Below are 16,921 nucleotides of genomic sequence, written 5' to 3' on the forward strand. Positions count from 1 at the left end.
AGACACGGACCCGGCATGGCCAGTTTCAATCGCCGTAAGGCGCCCCGCAAGGCGGGAATGTTTCCCAAGGTTGGCCGCATCAACAAGCGGATGCAGCAGGCGCAGCTTCCCCCGGGAGAGCAGGGTGTTGCCGCGGCAGCGCCGCGGCGGCGAGGCATCTACCTGCTGCCCAACGCTTTCACCACCGCCAATCTATTCTGCGGTTTCTTCGCCATCGTGATGGCGATGAACCTGAAATTTGATTACGCCTCGGTGGCCATTTTCGCCGCCATGGTCCTCGACAGCGTCGATGGACGGGTGGCGCGCCTGACCAATACCCAGAGCGAGTTCGGCGCGCAGTATGACAGCCTGTCCGACATGCTGTCCTTCGGCGCGGCGCCCGCGCTCATCGTCTACGAATGGTCGCTGCGCGGCATGGGCAAGCTGGGCTGGCTGGCTGCCTTCGTGTACTGTGCCGGCGCGGCCTTGCGGCTTGCCCGCTTCAATACGAACATCGGGGTGGTCGACAAGCGTTATTTCCAGGGCTTGCCGAGCCCGGCTTCCGCCGCCCTCGTTACCGGCTTCGTCTGGCTGATGGACGACCTGCGATTCACCGGCCCCGAGTTGAGCTGGTATGCCTGGACCATCACCTTGTATGCCGGCCTGACCATGGTCACCAACGTGCCCTTCTACAGCTTCAAGGAAATCAACTTCAAGAAGTCGGTGCCCTTCATCGCGGTCTTCGTGATCGTGCTGATCTTCGTGCTGATTTCCAGCGATCCGCCAAAAGTGCTGTTCGGCATGTTCGTGCTCTATGGCTTGTCGGGTTACGTGATCTACTTCTGGCGGCTGGCGAAGGGCAGGCCGGTAAGCATCGTGCAGACCACCGAAAACGACCCGCCCGAAGCCAAGGAATAGGCAAAGAAGAAAACGGTTTGTCCTGTGTCATGCCGCTTGGGCAAGACAGGGCGAACAGATGGATTCCTTTCCGGATCAAACCGGTTTTGACATGCAAAGGAGTCCAGCGTGAGTCTCATTTCCTTCCTGAAAGACGCCGGCGAGAAGCTCCTGCACCCGGGGCAGGCGCGCCGCAATGCCGAAGAACAAGATATCCAACCCAGCGATTCCGAAGTCCGCAGCCGCGAACAGGAGATGGAAAGGGCGATCCTCGACTACATCTCCATGCAGGGCATGAGCAACAACGGCATCACGGTGAAGTTCGACCACGAGGCCGCGTCGGTGACGATCAGCGGCCAGGTGCCCGACCAGCCCACGCGCGAAAAGATGGTGCTCTGCTGCGGCAACGTGCAGGGCGTGGCGAGCGTCAACGACCAGCTTACCGTTGCCCAGTCGGGCGAGCCGGAATCGCAGTGGTATGAGGTCAAGGCGGGCGACAACCTGTCCAAGATTTCCCGCGAGGTGTATGGCGATGCGAACAAGTACAGCGCGATCTTCGAGGCCAACAAGCCGATGCTGACCAATCCCGACAAGATCTATCCGGGACAGAAATTGCGCATTCCCAAGCTGCATTGAGCACACCGCGCCGCGTCCCCCGCGGCGCACCGGGACCTGAGCACGCGCGCCGGCCCTTGTCAATCGGTCGGTTGCGCTTTTTCACGTTTGCGCTTATAGTCCTCCGCATGTTCCGCGAAATCCACATTTCCGCATCCAATCGCAGCCCCGCCGCACTGGCCGGGCTGCTGCCGCTATTCCTGCTAGTGCGTCTGCTAGCACGCTAACGCGCGCTAACTCCATTCCCCACAATTTGAGAATTCAGTCACTCATGCCCAGGCGGCAAGGGGTGGCGAAAAACCGTTCCGATCCGAATCCACACATCCACCAGGAGTCCAGCATGGCCGACAAATTGATTATCTTCGACACCACCTTGCGAGATGGCGAGCAATCCCCGGGCGCATCGATGACCAAGGATGAAAAGATCCGCATCGCCAAGCAGCTGGAGCGCCTGCGTGTCGACGTGATCGAAGCCGGCTTCGCGGCCGCATCGCCGGGTGACTTCGAATCCATCAAGGCGATCGCCGGCGTGATCAAGGACTCGACGGTGTGCTCGCTGTCGCGCGCCAACGACCGCGACATCGCGCGTGCCGCCGAGGCGCTGGAATCGGCCCAGCGCAAGCGCATCCATACCTTCATCGCCACCTCGCCGCTGCACATGGAAAAGAAGCTGCGGATGACACCCGACCAGGTGTTCGAGCAGGCGAAGCTGGCGGTGCGCTTCGCGCGCCAGTTCACCGACGACGTGGAATTCAGCCCGGAAGACGGCAGCCGCTCCGACATGGATTTCCTGTGCCGCGTGATCGAGGCCGTGATCAGCGAAGGCGCCCGCACCATCAATTTCGCCGATACCGTCGGCTACGGCGTGCCGGAAATGTACGGCAACATGATCAAGACCCTGCGCGAGCGTATTCCTAACTCGGACAAGGCGGTCTGGTCCGTGCATTGCCACAACGACCTCGGCATGGCGGTGGCCAACTCGCTGGCCGGCGTGATGATCGGCGGCGCGCGCCAGGTGGAGTGCACCATCAACGGCCTCGGCGAGCGGGCGGGCAATACGGCACTCGAGGAAATCGTCATGGCCGTGCGCACCCGCAAGGATTACTTCGACCTCGAACTCGGCATCGACACGTCCCAGATCGTGCCGGCTTCCAAGCTGGTGTCCCAGATCACCGGCTTCGCGGTGCAGCCGAACAAGGCCGTGGTCGGCGCGAATGCCTTCGCGCATGCCTCGGGCATCCACCAGGATGGCGTGCTCAAGGCGCGCGACACCTATGAAATCATGCGCGCCGAAGACGTGGGCTGGACCGCCAACAAGATCGTGCTCGGCAAGCTTTCCGGCCGCAACGCCTTCAAGCAGCGGCTCGAGGAACTCGGCATCGAGCTCGAGTCGGAGGCGGAAGTCAATGCCGCGTTCGCGCGCTTCAAGGAACTCGCCGACCGCAAGGCGGAAATCTTCGATGAAGACATCATCGCCGTGGTGTCCGACGAGCAGCATTCCCACGAAAACGAGTTCTATCGCTTCGTGTCGCTGTCCCAGCAGTCCGAGACCGGCGAACGGCCGCGCGCCAAGGTGGTGTTTTCCATCGATGGCAAGGAACACGCTTGCCAGGGCGAGGGCAACGGTCCCGTGGATGCCACGGTCAACGCCATCGAATCGCAGACCCAAAGCGGCTCGGAACTGATTCTCTTCTCCGTGAATGCGATCACCAATGGCACGCAATCGCAGGGCGAAGTGACGATGCGCCTGTCCAAGGCCGGCCGCATCGTAAATGGCGTCGGGGCCGACCCCGACATCGTGGTGGCATCCGCGAAGGCCTACCTGTCCGCGCTCAACAAGCTGCATTCCAAGCTCGAACGGCTCAACCCGCAGCTTTGATCAGCCTTGCAGCCCCAAGGATGCGCATGCGTCCGGCGGGGCAAATAAAAACGGGATCCCGGCACGGCCGTGGATCCCGTTTTTTCAATCCGCTTCCTGGCGCCGGATACCGGTGCCAGCTATCACTGAATCATTACTGAATCGCGATCTGCTTCGCCTGGACCGGCGCCTTCTTGGGCAGCGTCAGCGTCAGCACGCCATTCTCCAGCCTGGCTTCGGCGGCAGATTCATCCACCTCGGCGGGAAGCGCGAAGCTGCGGGCGAACTTGCGCGATGCACGCTCGGCATAGACGAGGTTCTCGCCTTCCTTCTTTTCCTCGGTGCGCTTCACCTCTGCTTCGATGGTCAGGCGCCGATCCTGTACGTTGATGGCGACGTCTTCCTTCTTCACGCCAGGCAGTTCGGCTTGCAGTTCAAAGGCCTTGTCGGTTTCCACGACATTGATGCGCGGCGAAACGGTCTGCGCACTGGCGGGACGCGACGCCGGCGAGAAGAGATCATTCAGCACGTTCTCCATCAGTCGCTCGAAACGCGCATCGAAGGCAGGAGCGGGACGACGGAAGGCAAACAGTTGCGGATAAGGACGGCGCACGACGAGATTCATTCGAGACTCCTGTGTTCGTTTCGGGGAGGGCCTCATGCCCTGCTTGAGTCGTATATAAAGCCCCCGCCAATGATTTCAAGAGTCCATGCAATTCATCAGCGCCGCGGCATTCCCATCGGAACCCGCAGGTCAGGATCGAAGCGCGGGTCGGGGCCGTTCATCAGTTTGCGCACCACGCCGGATTTGTCGAAGTGGATGTGCATGAGCGAATTCCAGACGTTGCTCTCCTTGTAGGGGTAGGTCCAGACTTCGAGATCGCTCAGGTTGAGATAGGAAGTTTCGCTGGGCGCGCCGACGGTACGCAGCACGTCATCCTTGGTGGCGGTGCCGACCTGCAGCGTGCCGAACTTCTGGCTGGTCAGCACCTGTTCGAAGGAGACCACCTTGCCGTCCGGTCCGATGCGCGCCATCCAGGTCTTCTGGCCCCAGGGGCCGGTGGCGTACTCGAGCAGGCGCTGGTTGCCGTCCTGGTAACGATGGGTGGGTTCGCCGCGCTTGGCGATCACGCTGGATTCGGATTCGCCGACGGCGACGTCCGGAGGGAACATCGTCGCGCAAGCAGTCAAAGTTGCGCACAGGAAAGCAATTGTGGCGGGGATCCAGCGTTTCATCTCGTCTTCTCCATGGCGCTCGCAATAATGCAGCCAAGTGTTTGAATCATCAGGCTAATTCCGTTATACTGCCCGACTTGGTCAATTTGGCCAAGTTCCATTGTGATTAATTCACGATGTTTGGGGTTGCCGGTCCGGGGAAACGGCAAAGCGACTCCTTCCATCGCATGTGAAAGGTAAATTCATGTCAGTCGAAAACATCAACAAGGCCGCCATCATCGCGGACAACGCCCGCGGCACCAACGATACCGGGTCTCCCGAAGTCCAGGTCGCTCTCCTGACCGCCCGCATCAACGAACTCAACAACCACTTCAAGGCACACGCCAAGGACCACCACTCCCGCCGCGGCCTGATCATGATGGTTAACCGCCGCAAGCGCCTGCTGTCCTACCTGAAGGACAAGGACGCCAACCGCTATCGTGCACTGATCGAAAAGCTCGGTCTGCGCAAGTAAGCCAGAAGTCAGCGCGTTGCGCCATCCGGTTCATTCCTGAAGAAATGCCTGCGTCAGTATCTGACGCGGGCATTTTGTCATTCTGCGGTTTGTCAGCAGTGCATGCAGCAAGCAAGATCCGGCCCCGCGAGGTTGCCGGCACCGTGGTGAGGTGAACGACAGCGCCTGAAAATCTGTCGGCAAAAATAGAAAGGAAACACCGTGTTCAACAAAGTTACCAAGACCTTCCAGTACGGCCAGCATACCGTCACCCTGGAGACAGGTGAAATTGCCCGCCAGGCGTCCGGCGCCGTCGTCGTCTCGATCGAAGACACTGTCGTTCTGGCCACCGTCGTCGCCAGGAAGGAAGCCAAGCCCGGCCAGGATTTCTTCCCGCTGACCGTCGACTACGTCGAGAAAAGCTACGCCGCGGGCCGCATTCCCGGCGGCTTCTTCAAGCGCGAAGGCCGCCCTTCGGAAAAGGAAACGCTGACGTCCCGCCTGATCGACCGCCCGATCCGTCCGCTCTTCCCGGAAGGCTACCTGAATGAAGTCCAGGTCATCATCCACGTCCTGTCCGTCAATCCCGAAATCGATCCCGACATCGCCTCGATGATCGGCGCCTCCGCAGCCCTCTGCGTCGCAGGCATTCCCTTCAATGGCCCGATCGGCGCCGCGCGCGTCGGTTACGTCGACGGCCAGTACGTCCTCAACCCCACCACGTCGCAGATGGCCAAGACCCAGCTCGACCTCGTCGTTGCCGGCACCGAGCAGGCCGTCCTGATGGTGGAGTCCGAGGCAAACCAGCTGTCCGAAGAAATCATGCTCGGCGCAGTGGTCTTTGGCCACGACCAGATGAAGGCGGTCATCGATGCGATACACGACCTGGTCCGCGATGGCGGCAAGCCGGAAGTCCAGTGGGCGCCGCCCGCCAAGAACGAGGCCCTGATCGCCTGGGTCACCGAGTTCGCCGAAGGCAAGTTGCGCCAGGCCTACCAGATCAAGGACAAGCAGGCCCGCACCGCCCAGCTCAACACCATTTCCTCCGAGGTCAATGCGGCCCTGGCCAACGAGGCCGCCGCGGCCGGCGCCGTCGCTCCTGATTCCTCGGAAGTCGGCAGCATCCTGTTCGACCTCGAGGCACGCATCGTGCGCTCGCAGATCCTCGAAGGCGAGCCGCGCATCGACGGCCGCGACACCCGCACCGTGCGTCCCATCACCATCCGCAACAGCGTGCTGCCGCGTACCCACGGCTCGGCGCTGTTCACCCGCGGCGAAACCCAGGCGCTGGTCATTGCCACGCTGGGCACCGCGCGCGACGAGCAGAAGATCGACGCCTTGATGGGCGAATATTCCGATCGCTTCATGCTCCACTACAACATGCCGCCGTTCGCCACCGGCGAAACCGGCCGCGTCGGTTCGCCGAAGCGCCGCGAGATCGGCCACGGCCGCCTCGCCAAGCGCGCGTTGCAAGCGGCGCTGCCGTCGGCGGAAGAGTTTTCCTACTCGGTGCGCCTCGTGTCCGAAATCACCGAGTCCAACGGTTCTTCGTCGATGGCATCGGTGTGCGGCGGCTGCCTCGCGCTGATGGACGCCGGCGTGCCGATGAAGGCGCACGTCGCCGGCATCGCCATGGGCCTGATCAAGGAAGGCAACAAGTTCGCCGTGCTGACCGACATCCTGGGCGATGAAGATCACCTCGGCGACATGGACTTCAAGGTGGCCGGCACCGCCAACGGCATCACGGCGCTGCAGATGGACATCAAGATCCAGGGCATCACCAAGGAAATCATGCAGGTCGCGCTGGCCCAGGCCAAGGAAGGCCGCATGCACATCCTCGCCAAGATGCAGGAAGCCATGCCGAACGGCAAGGCCGAGCTGTCCAACTTCGCGCCGCGCCTCATCACCATCAAGATCAATCCCGAAAAGATCCGCGACGTGATCGGCAAGGGCGGCGCTGTGATCCGCGCCCTGACCGAAGAGACCGGTACCCAGATCGACATCACCGACGAAGGCATCGTCACGATCGCCTCTGTGGACGCCGCCGCCGGCCAGGAAGCCAAGCGCCGCATCGAAGAGCTGACGGCATCCGTCGAAGTGGGCAAGACCTACAACGGCACCGTGCTGAAGCTGCTGGATTTCGGCGCGATCGTCCAGGTCATTCCCGGCAAGGACGGCCTGCTGCACATCAGCCAGATCGCCAACGAGCGCGTCAATGCCGTGGCCGACTACCTGAAGGAAGGCCAGCAGGTACGCGTCAAGGTGCTCGAAGCCGACGACCGCGGCCGTCTCAAGCTGTCGATGAAGGCCGCCGAGCCGGAAGAGGCGGGCGCCTCCCAGCAACAGCAGCAACAGCAGCAGTAATTGCAGTAACACCATGCGTCCGGCCATCCGGCCGGAGCAGCGTGAATGAAAAAGCCCGGTCGTTGACCGGGCTTTTTTTCTGTTGTGCGCTTGTCCGGCGCAACGCTCCGGCAAGCGCGCCGTTCAGCCTGCGTCTTGCGTCGCCGTGGCTGCCTTCCTGGTGGCGCCGGTCTTGCCATGGATGCGGTAACCGTTTCGTCCCGTCTGCTTCGCCTGGTACATCGCCGCGTCGGCATTGCCGATCAGCGATGCTGCCGTCACGCCATGGTCGGGATACAGGCTGATGCCGATGCTCACGCCGACCTGGCATTCATGCGTGCCAAACAGGATGGGACGGGCCGCCGCGTCCAGCAGCTTCTCGGCGACGTCGGCGGCATGCCTGCCATCTTCCAGGTCTTCGATCAAAACGTAGAACTCGTCGCCGCCCATGCGCGCGATCTTGTCCGAATGGCGCAGGCAGGCCTTGAGCCGCCTGGCGACTTCGCGCAGCACGGCATCGCCGGCATCATGGCCGTGCGTGTCGTTGATTTCCTTGAACTTGTCGAGATCGAGGAACAGCACCGCGAACTTCTTGTGATGCCGCTTAGCGCTGCGCAGCGCGAGTTCGAAGTATTCCTTGAAGAGAAAGCGGTTCGGCAGGCCGGTCAGGCCATCGTAGTGCGCGAGGAAGCGGATGCGCTCTTCGGTCACCCGTCCTTCGATCGCAATGCTGGCCAGCCGGAGGGCGATGGCGATTGCTTCGCGTTCCTTGCCTAGCAGCGTGCCTGGTACCTTGAAATGCAGGTTGAGCTCGCCATGCTGCTTTCCATCGTGTCCGAGGATGGGCCAGGTGCTGTCCGGTTGGCGGCGGATCGGCGTGACGCGTGCCGATGGCGCGCCCTTGAACCTGATCGGCCATCTTGCGAGGCCGGCATCGGGAAAGGCCTGCGGAAGGCCGGGCTCTTCCTCGGCATGGAGATCGACGATGCGGCAATCGACGCGGCCGGAACGTTCTTCGACGAACCGGGAAAGCTGCAAGAGGATGTCATGCAGCGGCGCGCCGGTGGCTATGAGGTTCAGGATGTGGTTCTGTCCGCGTTGCAGGCTCTCCTGCTCCAGTTGCTGGACGGCGCACGAAAGATTCGTCGCAAGTTCCTGCAGCACGCTTTTGCGGTCGTCGTCATCGCCGAAATAGTCTTCCTGGCCGGCGCACAGGTTCAGGGTCCCAGTCGGATGCTCTCCGGCGAAGATGGGAAGGCTGGCAAGCGACATGGTGGCAGAATGATGGCCGATGCAATCGCCCGATGTCTGCACGCATTTCCTGCGCATGGCGGCGGCTGCCATGCGCCGGGCGACGCAAAGAAGGGAAGGGGAGAGGATGCTCGCGTCCTCGTCGCGCGGGCCCCGCTGGTGCTCGGCCGCAAGCGTGAACACATCATCACCGCCTTGCATGAGGTCGATCCATGCGGCCTGGAAACCGCCATGCTCCACCGCGATGCGGCAGATCTCGGAAAACAGCGCGCTGCGGTCCTTGATGCGGACGATGGCCTGGTTCGACATCCGCAAGACTTCTTGCAGACGATGCTCCCAGAGCCGGCTTTCTTCCTTGCCGCGCTTTTCGTGAATGTTCGAAAAATTGCCGGCCATGCGGCGCGCCCGTCCCGAGGCGTCGCGTTCCACCACGCGTGCGCGCAGCGCGATCCATTGCCAGCGGCCGTCCGCGGTTCGCAGCCGGACTTCGGTGCGATGAAAAATGTTGGAGCGATCGTCGCGCTCCTTGAGTGCCGCGTGCAGGTCTGCAAGATAGCGGACGCGGTCACCCTGGTGAATGCAGTCCAGGAGGGCCACGGTGGTGTCGCATGCCCGGCTCTGCGTCCCGACCTGCCGGAGTCTGAGCACATTGCACAATCCGCCGATGAGCATGAGTTCGTCTTCGTCGATTCTCCATTCGAACGCGAGCTGGCCTGCGTTTTTCAGCGCGGAGATGATGCGCGCGCTCAGGAGATGCGGGGATATTTCCATTATCTTGTCATCGGCATTCGTGGTGGTAAGGCAGGCTTGGGACATGGTTATTTCCTCGAGATAACTTGCTCGTTGGAAATTGAATTTCTTTATTTAGTTCCCGGCAATTTTGTAAGTGGAAATGACAAGCTTGATATGCATCAGAAACAATGATGCGTCGGGGGCGCTGCTGCTTGAGTGGCGAAAACTGGGCCGGGGTTTCGCGTGCCGCCTTAAAGCTTCGCTAACGCACGACGCGGGGAGGACTCGCCGAACGCGGTGTCGGCGCCTCGCGTACAATGGTTTCCCTTTCAACATTACAGCCACGAGGCGACCATGCGCGCGATCGAAATCACCCGTCCCGGGCCACCCGACGTCCTGCAGTTGTGCGAACGGCCTATGCCCGTGCCCAAGCCCGGGGAATTGCTGATCAAGGTCCATGCCGCGGGCATCAACAGGCCTGACGTCATCCAGCGGCTCGGGCATTACCCCGTGCCTCCCGGAGCATCGGACCTGCCTGGCCTCGAGGTCGCGGGCGAAGTGGTCGACGGCGATTTTGCCGCGTCGGGCTTTGCCAAGGGCGACATGGTTTGCGCGCTGGTGCAAGGCGGCGGATATGCCGAGTACTGCACTGCGCCGGCCCAGCAGTGCCTGCCCGTCCCCAAGGGACTGAGCGCGGTCGAGGCGGCTTCCCTGCCCGAGACCTTCTTTACCGTCTGGAGCAACGTGTTCGATCGCGCCCGGTTGTCAAGGGGGGAAACGCTGCTGGTCCAGGGCGGCAGTTCCGGCATCGGCGTCACCGCCATCCAGCTTGCCACGGCGCTCGGCCATCGCGTGTTCGCCACCGCGGGCACGGACGACAAATGCCGGGCCTGCGCGGACCTCGGCGCGGCCAGGGCGATCAACTACCGGACTGAGGACTTCGTTGAAGTCATCAAGGCCGAAACGGGCGGCAAGGGCGTCGATGTCATCCTCGACATGGTGGCGGGCCATTACGTCTCCCGCGAGCTTTCCTGCCTCGCCGACGATGGCCGCCTTGCCATCATCGCCGTGCTTGGCGGGGCGAAGGCCAACGAGGTCGACGTCGGCCAGGTGCTGCGCCGCCGTTTGACCATCACCGGTTCCACGCTGCGTCCGCGCTCGATCGAATTCAAGGCCGCCATCGCGTCCAAGCTGCGGGAGCACGTGTGGCCGCTGCTCGAAAGCGGAAAGATAAGACCCGTCATCTACCGCACGTTCGCGCTTGAAGATGCGGTACAGGCCCATACGTTGATGGAGTCGAGCGAGCATGTCGGCAAGATCGTCCTGACGCTTGCCTGAAACGCATCGGGCCGCCGCCAAACGTTCGGAATTTGTCATAGCCGGCTGGAACCTTTGCGGTGGCCCAAAGTCGAAATGTGCTGCGCAGGTTTGACCTCCTTCGCTGCGGCGCGATAGAATCAAGGGTTATTGAATTTCTGAAACCCTATGCGACGCAAACTCATCGCCGGCAACTGGAAGATGAATGGCAGCCTCACTGCCAACGAAATCCTCCTTGCAGGCATCAAAGCCGATATTGGCCGTCCTGATTGCGCAGTGGCCGTATGCGTTCCGGCCCCCTATCTGGCACAGTGCCAGTCCCTCCTGAACGGTTCGCCGGTGGCATGGGGCGGCCAGGACATTTCGGTCCATGCTTCCGGCGCGTACACCGGCGAAGTGGCAGGCGCGATGCTCGCGGATTTCAGGAGTACCTACGTGATCGTGGGACATTCGGAAAGGCGTTCCTGCCACGGCGAGAGCAACGAGGTCGTGGCGCGCAAGGCCGCAAGCGCGCTGGCTTCGGGATTGACGCCGATCGTCTGCGTCGGCGAAACCCTCGAGGAACGCGAGGCGGGCCGCACGGGGGACGTGGTCGCGGCGCAGCTCGATGCGGTGCTCGATGGCCTGCAAGCCGAGCAGATCGCGAAGCTGGTCATTGCATACGAGCCGGTCTGGGCAATCGGTACGGGCAAGACGGCAACGCCGCAGATGGCTGAAGAGGTGCATGCCCTACTGCGCTCCAGGCTCATCGCCCGCAACCCCGGCGCGGCGGAAGTCGTGCAAATCCTGTACGGCGGCAGCATGAAGCCGGACAATGCGGCCGAGCTGATGGCCATGCCGAACATCGACGGCGGTCTGATCGGCGGAGCCTCCCTCAAGGCGTCCGACTTTCTGGCCATCGTCCGGGCCGCATGCTGAAATGCAATGCAGGCCACTGAATTCAACTAATCGGAATTACATTCAATGAACGCTTTGTTCACCGTCGTCGTCATCGTTCAGGTTATCTCGGCCCTGGCCATCATCGGACTCGTGCTGCTGCAGCATGGCAAGGGCGCTGACATGGGAGCCGCTTTCGGTTCCGGTGCATCGGGAAGCCTTTTCGGTGCAACTGGATCCTCGAATTTTTTGTCAAAGTCGACAGCCGTTGCGGCTGCCGTCTTTTTCGCCGCAACGCTGGCGCTCGCCTTCATCGGCAACAAGCGCGGAAGCACCGTCGGCGGTGGTGTCATGGACAGCATCCCCACGGTTCCGGCCGCCCCGGCAGCTCCCGCCGGCAAGGCGCCTGAAGCAGCTCCTGCAGCACCTGCGACAGATGCGCCTGCCCAGGGAGCTGGACAAGCCAAAGAGATTCCGAAGTAAGGCTGCAAGTTTTACGAATTCTGCTTGTTTTGGGGCAATTGTGCGTTGAACAAAACCCATAAAGCAGGGTACAATAGCAGTCTCAGCCGACGTGGTGAAATTGGTAGACACGCTATCTTGAGGGGGTAGTGGCGAAAGCTGTGCGAGTTCGAGTCTCGCCGTCGGCACCAGTTACAAAAGGCCAGCAAAGGGATTCCCTGAGCTGGCTTTTTATCGAGGAATCTTGGTTTGATTTGCTAACCCTTCAACTAACCAACATCCGTCTCCATCGTGAACCTCGAAAATTATTTCCCCATTCTTCTTTTTATTCTGGTCGGTGTTGGTGTCGGCATCGTGCCGCAAGTTCTCGGCCGGCTGCTTGCTCCGCACAAGCCTGACGCACAGAAGCTGTCTCCCTACGAGTGCGGCTTCGAAGCGTTCGAAGACGCGCGCATGAAGTTTGATGTGCGCTATTACCTCATCGCAATTCTGTTCATCTTGTTCGATCTGGAAACCGCTTTCTTCTTCCCTTGGGGCGTCGCCATGCGCGACCTCGGATGGCAGGGCTACGTGACAATGATGGTGTTCATTGCCGAATTCGTCGTCGGCTTCTGGTACATCTGGAAGAAGGGTGCCCTGGATTGGGAGTAACTCATGTCTATTGAAGGCGTATTGAACGAAGGCTTCGTCACGACCACCGCTGACAAGCTGATCAACTGGACGCGCACGGGCTCGCTCTGGCCCATGACCTTCGGCCTGGCGTGCTGCGCGGTGGAAATGATGCATGCCGGCGCATCCCGCTATGACCTTGACCGTTTCGGCATCGTCTTCCGTCCTTCCCCGCGCCAGTCCGACGTGATGATTGTCGCCGGCACACTGTGCAACAAGATGGCGCCAGCCTTGCGCAAGGTATACGACCAGATGGCCGAGCCGCGCTGGGTGATCTCCATGGGCACCTGCGCCAATGGCGGCGGTTACTACCATTATTCCTACTCGGTCGTCCGGGGTTGTGATCGCATCGTGCCTGTGGACGTCTACGTGCCTGGCTGCCCGCCGACGGCAGAAGCGCTGCTGTACGGCATCATGCAGCTGCAAAACAAGATCAAGCGCACCAACACGATCGCTCGCTGAGAGGGCGCTGAACGGTTATGACAACGAAAATTGAAAGCCTCGAAGCGGCGCTGAAGAACGCGCTCGGCGACCAGATCCGCAACCTCAAGGTGGCGCTCGGCGAGGTCACCGTCGAAGTGGCTTCGTCGAACTATCTCTCCGCGATGCGCGCCATGCGCGATCATGCGGACCTGCGTTTCGAGGAAATGATCGACCTTTGCGGCGTGGACTACTCGACCTACGGCGATGGCGCCTGGGACGGGTCGCGCTTCGCCGTGACGGTTCACCTATTGTCGGTCGCTCACAACTGGCGCGTGCGGGTGCGTACCTTCGCGCCGGATGACGACCTGCCGGTCGTGCCCTCCATCGTCGACATCTGGAATGCAGCCAACTGGTACGAGCGCGAAGCCTTCGACCTGCTCGGCATCCTGTTCGACGGCCACAATGACCTGCGCCGCATCCTTACCGACTATGGCTTCATCGGCCATCCCTTCCGCAAGGATTTCCCGGTGTCCGGATACGTGGAAATGCGCTACGACCCCGAGCAGAAGCGCGTCATCTATCAACCCGTCACCATCGAGCCCCGTGAAATCGTGCCCCGCGTGATTCGCGAAGACAAATACGGGATCAAATAATGGCTGAGATCAAGAACTACACCCTGAACTTCGGTCCGCAGCATCCGGCAGCGCACGGCGTGCTGCGTCTCGTGCTTGAACTGGATGGCGAGGTCATCCAGCGTGCCGACCCGCATATCGGACTTCTCCACCGCGCGACCGAAAAGCTGGCGGAACAAAAGACCTTCCTGCAGTCCGTACCCTACATGGACCGGCTCGACTACGTGTCGATGATGTGCAACGAGCACGCCTACGTCATGGCGATCGAGAAGCTGCTCGGCATCGACGTGCCGCTGCGCGCGCAGTACATCCGCGTGATGTTCGACGAGATCACCCGCATCCTGAACCACCTGCTGTGGATCGGCGCACACGGACTCGACGTCGGCGCGATGGCGGTGTTCCTGTACGCCTTCCGCGAGCGCGAAGACCTCATGGACTGCTACGAGGCGGTGTCCGGCGCACGCATGCACGCGGCCTACTACCGTCCCGGCGGCGTCTACCGCGACCTGCCCGATCGCATGCCGCAATACCGGGCATCGGCCGTCCGCAACGAGAAGGCCATCAAGGAACTGAACGCAAACCGCCAGGGCTCGCTGCTCGATTTCATCGAAGACTTCACCAACCGCTTCCCGGGTTACGTGGATGAATACGAAACCCTGCTGACCGACAACCGCATCTGGAAGCAGCGCCTCGTCGGCATCGGCGTGGTGTCGCCCGAGCGCGCCATGGCAATGGGCTTTACCGGCCCCATGCTGCGTGGTTCCGGTATCGCCTGGGACCTTCGCAAGAAGCAGCCCTATGAAGTGTATGACCTGCTGGACTTCGATATCCCGATCGGCACCAACGGCGACTGCTACGACCGCTACCTCGTCCGCGTCGAGGAAATGCGCCAGTCGAACCGCATCATCAAGCAGTGCATCGAGTGGTTGCGCAACAATCCCGGCCCGGTCATGACGGACAACCACAAGGTGGCCCCGCCGTCCCGCGTCAACATGAAGTCAAACATGGAAGAGCTGATCCACCACTTCAAGCTGTTCACCGAAGGATTCCATGTGCCGGAAGGCGAAGTCTACAGCGCGATCGAACATCCGAAGGGCGAGTTCGGCATCTACCTGATGTCGGATGGCGCGAACAAGCCTTACCGCCTCAAGATCCGCGCACCCGGCTTCCCTCATCTCCAGGGCCTGGATGAAATGGCCAAGGGACACATGATCGCCGATGCGGTAACCATCATCGGCACGCAAGACATCGTGTTCGGTGAAATCGACCGATAACACTGGCAAGCAGTACTAACCGCGCGACATACTCGCGCAAGAATGGCTAAGCATATGCTGTTAAGTCAAGAAGCGTACAAGAAGATCGATCGCGAACTCGCGAAATTCCCTGCAGACCAGCGTCAGTCGGCCTGCATGGCTGCACTGGCGATTGCCCAGGTTGAAAAGGGCTGGCTGTCGCCGGAAGTGATGAAGGATGTCGCCGACTATATCGGAATGGCTCCCATCGCCGTGCAGGAAGTTGCAACCTTTTACAACATGTTCGATACCAAGCCGGTCGGCAAGCACAAGATCTCGGTCTGCACCAATCTGCCTTGCGCCCTGTCCGGCGGCGAACGCGCCGCGCACTACCTGAAAGAGAAGCTGGGCGTCGATTACAAGGAAACCACCGCGGACGGGCAGTTCACCCTGATCGAAGGCGAATGCATGGGTGCCTGCGGCGATGCACCGGTCCTGATCGTCAATAACAAGCGCATGTGCAGCCACATGTCGAACGACAAGATCGACGCGCTGGTTGAGGAACTGAAGAAATGACTACCTGCCTCCACGATCGCCACATCAAGCCGTTGATCCTGGCGGGACTCGACGGCGACAACTGGCACCTTGCCGACTACGTGAAACGCGGCGGCTACGAAGCGCTGCGCCGCATTCTCGACGAGAAGATCACGCCCGAACAGGTCATCGCCGAACTGAAGGCGTCTTCCCTGCGCGGACGGGGCGGCGCCGGCTTTCCGACCGGCCTGAAATGGAGTTTCATGCCGCGCCAGTTCCCTGGGCAAAAGTACCTCGTCTGCAACACGGACGAAGGCGAGCCGGGCACATTCAAGGATCGCGACATCATCCGCTACAATCCCCATGCCCTGATCGAAGGCATGGCCATCGGCGCCTACGCCATGGGCATCACCGTCGGCTACAACTACATCCACGGTGAAATCTGGGCGGAGTACGAGCGCTTCGAGGAAGCGCTCGAAGAGGCGCGCGCCGCCGGCTTCCTCGGCGACAACATCCTTGGCAGCAGCTTCAGCTTCCAGCTCCACGCCTTCCATGGCTATGGCGCCTACATCTGCGGCGAAGAGACCGCGCTGCTCGAATCCCTGGAAGGAAAGAAGGGTCAGCCGCGCTTCAAGCCGCCGTTCCCCGCCAGCTTCGGCCTGTATGGCAAGCCCACCACGATCAACAACACCGAGACCTTCGCCGCGGTGCCGTTCATCATGCGCATGGGCGGCGAAGCCTATGCTGCGCTGGGCAAGCCCAACAACGGCGGCACCAAGATCTTCTCGATTTCGGGTGACGTCGCCCGTCCCGGCAACTACGAGATCCCGCTGGGCACGCCGTTCGCTACCTTGCTCGAACTGGCCGGCGGCATGCGCGACGGCAAAAAGATCAAGGCCGTGATTCCCGGCGGTTCGTCCATGCCGGTGCTCACCGGCGAAGTGATGATGAACACCGACATGGATTACGATGCGATCGCCAAGGCCGGCTCCATGCTGGGCTCCGGCGCGGTCATCGTAATGGACGAAACACGCTGCATGGTGAAGTCGCTGCTGCGCCTGTCCTACTTCTATTTCGAAGAGTCCTGCGGACAATGCACCCCCTGCCGCGAAGGAACGGGCTGGCTCTATCGCATGGTTCACCGCATCGAACACGGGCAGGGCAGGGCAGACGACCTGGACATGCTGAACTCCATCGCCGACAACATCCAGGGCCGCACCATTTGCGCCCTGGGCGACGCGGCCGCGATGCCGGTGCGAGCGTTCGTGAAGAATTTCCGCGAAGAGTTCGAGTACCACATCGAAAACAAGCGCTGCCTCGTCCCGACCTACGTTTGACGGGTGGGTGGGTTGGCTGCGGCTTGAAAGCAGCCGCCGGAAGTCCGAAACAGATTACTCCTGGGCGCAATGTCGCCCATCAAAAATACTTAGGC

17 protein-coding genes and 1 tRNA gene are annotated in these 16,921 nt (G+C 61.4%); 15 read left to right on the forward strand and 3 right to left on the reverse strand.

Annotated features, from left to right (window positions below; translation table 11 throughout):
- The first annotated feature begins 15 nt into the window (after positions 1-15).
- From pssA to G3574_RS12160, 3 genes are all read left to right on the forward strand, one after another.
- Positions 16-897: a CDP-diacylglycerol--serine O-phosphatidyltransferase gene (gene pssA, locus G3574_RS12150; RefSeq protein ID WP_163963453.1), complete on the forward strand. Its 882-nt coding sequence runs from the start codon at positions 16-18 to the stop codon at positions 895-897.
- Positions 898-1,005: 108 nt separating this feature from the next.
- A complete protein-coding gene (lysM, locus tag G3574_RS12155) occupies positions 1,006-1,512 on the forward strand; it encodes a peptidoglycan-binding protein LysM (protein ID WP_163963455.1) in 507 nt (168 codons plus the stop codon).
- A 319-nt stretch (positions 1,513-1,831) separates the two neighbouring features.
- Positions 1,832-3,370 carry a 2-isopropylmalate synthase gene (locus tag G3574_RS12160; RefSeq protein WP_163963457.1) on the forward strand — a complete coding sequence of 513 codons (1,539 nt, stop codon included), beginning with the start codon at positions 1,832-1,834 and terminating at the stop codon, positions 3,368-3,370.
- A gap of 133 nt (positions 3,371-3,503) precedes the next feature.
- On the opposite strand, the gene G3574_RS12165 is transcribed toward G3574_RS12160, so the two are convergent.
- Both G3574_RS12165 and bamE read right to left on the reverse strand, forming a co-directional pair.
- On the reverse strand, positions 3,504-3,974 hold the full coding sequence (locus G3574_RS12165) for an Hsp20/alpha crystallin family protein (protein ID WP_163963459.1): 471 nt from the start codon (positions 3,972-3,974) through the stop codon (positions 3,504-3,506).
- Positions 3,975-4,069: 95 nt separating this feature from the next.
- Entirely contained in the window at positions 4,070-4,585 is a 516-nt protein-coding gene (bamE, locus tag G3574_RS12170; protein WP_163963461.1) for an outer membrane protein assembly factor BamE domain-containing protein, read from the reverse strand.
- A gap of 184 nt (positions 4,586-4,769) precedes the next feature.
- Between bamE and rpsO the strand changes: the two genes are divergently transcribed.
- Positions 4,770-5,039 (forward strand): 30S ribosomal protein S15, encoded by a 270-nt coding sequence (gene rpsO / locus G3574_RS12175; protein ID WP_136418149.1) that lies wholly within the window; start codon positions 4,770-4,772, stop codon positions 5,037-5,039.
- Positions 5,040-5,240: 201 nt separating this feature from the next.
- Complete coding sequence (gene pnp, locus G3574_RS12180; RefSeq protein WP_163963463.1) at positions 5,241-7,382, forward strand: polyribonucleotide nucleotidyltransferase; 2,142 nt, start codon at positions 5,241-5,243, stop codon at positions 7,380-7,382.
- Between the two features lie 123 nt (positions 7,383-7,505).
- Here the strand turns inward: pnp and G3574_RS12185 are convergent, their stop codons facing one another.
- Positions 7,506-9,428, reverse strand: a complete 1,923-nt coding sequence (locus G3574_RS12185; RefSeq protein WP_163963466.1) for a diguanylate cyclase domain-containing protein — start codon at positions 9,426-9,428, stop codon at positions 7,506-7,508.
- Positions 9,429-9,698: 270 nt separating this feature from the next.
- Here G3574_RS12185 and G3574_RS12190 point away from each other — a divergent pair, with 270 nt between their 5' ends.
- From G3574_RS12190 to nuoF, 10 genes are all read left to right on the forward strand, one after another.
- The gene (locus G3574_RS12190; RefSeq protein ID WP_163963468.1) at positions 9,699-10,682 is read left to right on the forward strand and encodes an NAD(P)H-quinone oxidoreductase; all 984 of its coding nucleotides are present in this window, start codon (positions 9,699-9,701) and stop codon (positions 10,680-10,682) included.
- 147 nt (positions 10,683-10,829) lie between these two features.
- Positions 10,830-11,579, forward strand: a complete 750-nt coding sequence (gene tpiA, locus G3574_RS12195) for a triose-phosphate isomerase (RefSeq protein ID WP_163963470.1) — start codon at positions 10,830-10,832, stop codon at positions 11,577-11,579.
- Between the two features lie 45 nt (positions 11,580-11,624).
- Complete coding sequence (secG, locus tag G3574_RS12200; protein ID WP_163963472.1) at positions 11,625-12,020, forward strand: preprotein translocase subunit SecG; 396 nt, start codon at positions 11,625-11,627, stop codon at positions 12,018-12,020.
- Between the two features lie 85 nt (positions 12,021-12,105).
- Positions 12,106-12,190 (forward strand) — tRNA-Leu (locus G3574_RS12205).
- Positions 12,191-12,290: 100 nt separating this feature from the next.
- Positions 12,291-12,650, forward strand: a complete 360-nt coding sequence (locus G3574_RS12210) for an NADH-quinone oxidoreductase subunit A (protein ID WP_163963474.1) — start codon at positions 12,291-12,293, stop codon at positions 12,648-12,650.
- Between the two features lie 3 nt (positions 12,651-12,653).
- Positions 12,654-13,130, forward strand: coding sequence for a NuoB/complex I 20 kDa subunit family protein (locus G3574_RS12215; protein WP_163963476.1), 477 nt, complete (start codon positions 12,654-12,656; stop codon positions 13,128-13,130).
- Positions 13,131-13,147: 17 nt separating this feature from the next.
- On the forward strand, positions 13,148-13,744 hold the full coding sequence (locus G3574_RS12220) for an NADH-quinone oxidoreductase subunit C (RefSeq protein ID WP_163963478.1): 597 nt from the start codon (positions 13,148-13,150) through the stop codon (positions 13,742-13,744).
- Positions 13,744-14,997 carry an NADH-quinone oxidoreductase subunit D gene (locus G3574_RS12225; RefSeq protein WP_205609759.1) on the forward strand — a complete coding sequence of 418 codons (1,254 nt, stop codon included), beginning with the start codon at positions 13,744-13,746 and terminating at the stop codon, positions 14,995-14,997. Before G3574_RS12220 ends, G3574_RS12225 begins: the two co-directional genes overlap by 1 nt.
- A 54-nt stretch (positions 14,998-15,051) precedes the next feature.
- The gene (nuoE, locus tag G3574_RS12230; RefSeq protein WP_235953355.1) at positions 15,052-15,531 is read left to right on the forward strand and encodes an NADH-quinone oxidoreductase subunit NuoE; all 480 of its coding nucleotides are present in this window, start codon (positions 15,052-15,054) and stop codon (positions 15,529-15,531) included.
- Positions 15,528-16,826 (forward strand): NADH-quinone oxidoreductase subunit NuoF, encoded by a 1,299-nt coding sequence (gene nuoF / locus G3574_RS12235; protein ID WP_163963482.1) that lies wholly within the window; start codon positions 15,528-15,530, stop codon positions 16,824-16,826. Before nuoE ends, nuoF begins: the two co-directional genes overlap by 4 nt.
- Positions 16,827-16,921 lie beyond the last annotated feature (95 nt).

This window comes from Noviherbaspirillum galbum (assembly GCF_010974945.1).
Lineage (GTDB): Bacteria > Pseudomonadota > Gammaproteobacteria > Burkholderiales > Burkholderiaceae_D > Noviherbaspirillum > Noviherbaspirillum galbum.

Coding starts and splice junctions, on each gene's coding strand:
- pssA (WP_163963453.1), top strand. CDS start 16: ATGGCCAGTTTCAATCGCCGTAAGGCGCCCCGCAAGGCGGGAATGTTT.
- G3574_RS12160 (WP_163963457.1), top strand. CDS start 1,832: ATGGCCGACAAATTGATTATCTTCGACACCACCTTGCGAGATGGCGAG.
- G3574_RS12165 (WP_163963459.1), bottom strand. CDS start 3,974: ATGAATCTCGTCGTGCGCCGTCCTTATCCGCAACTGTTTGCCTTCCGT.
- bamE (WP_163963461.1), bottom strand. CDS start 4,585: ATGAAACGCTGGATCCCCGCCACAATTGCTTTCCTGTGCGCAACTTTG.
- rpsO (WP_136418149.1), top strand. CDS start 4,770: ATGTCAGTCGAAAACATCAACAAGGCCGCCATCATCGCGGACAACGCC.
- G3574_RS12185 (WP_163963466.1), bottom strand. CDS start 9,428: ATGTCCCAAGCCTGCCTTACCACCACGAATGCCGATGACAAGATAATG.
- G3574_RS12190 (WP_163963468.1), top strand. CDS start 9,699: ATGCGCGCGATCGAAATCACCCGTCCCGGGCCACCCGACGTCCTGCAG.
- tpiA (WP_163963470.1), top strand. CDS start 10,830: ATGCGACGCAAACTCATCGCCGGCAACTGGAAGATGAATGGCAGCCTC.
- secG (WP_163963472.1), top strand. CDS start 11,625: ATGAACGCTTTGTTCACCGTCGTCGTCATCGTTCAGGTTATCTCGGCC.
- G3574_RS12215 (WP_163963476.1), top strand. CDS start 12,654: ATGTCTATTGAAGGCGTATTGAACGAAGGCTTCGTCACGACCACCGCT.
- G3574_RS12220 (WP_163963478.1), top strand. CDS start 13,148: ATGACAACGAAAATTGAAAGCCTCGAAGCGGCGCTGAAGAACGCGCTC.
- G3574_RS12225 (WP_205609759.1), top strand. CDS start 13,744: ATGGCTGAGATCAAGAACTACACCCTGAACTTCGGTCCGCAGCATCCG.
- nuoE (WP_235953355.1), top strand. CDS start 15,052: ATGCTGTTAAGTCAAGAAGCGTACAAGAAGATCGATCGCGAACTCGCG.
- nuoF (WP_163963482.1), top strand. CDS start 15,528: ATGACTACCTGCCTCCACGATCGCCACATCAAGCCGTTGATCCTGGCG.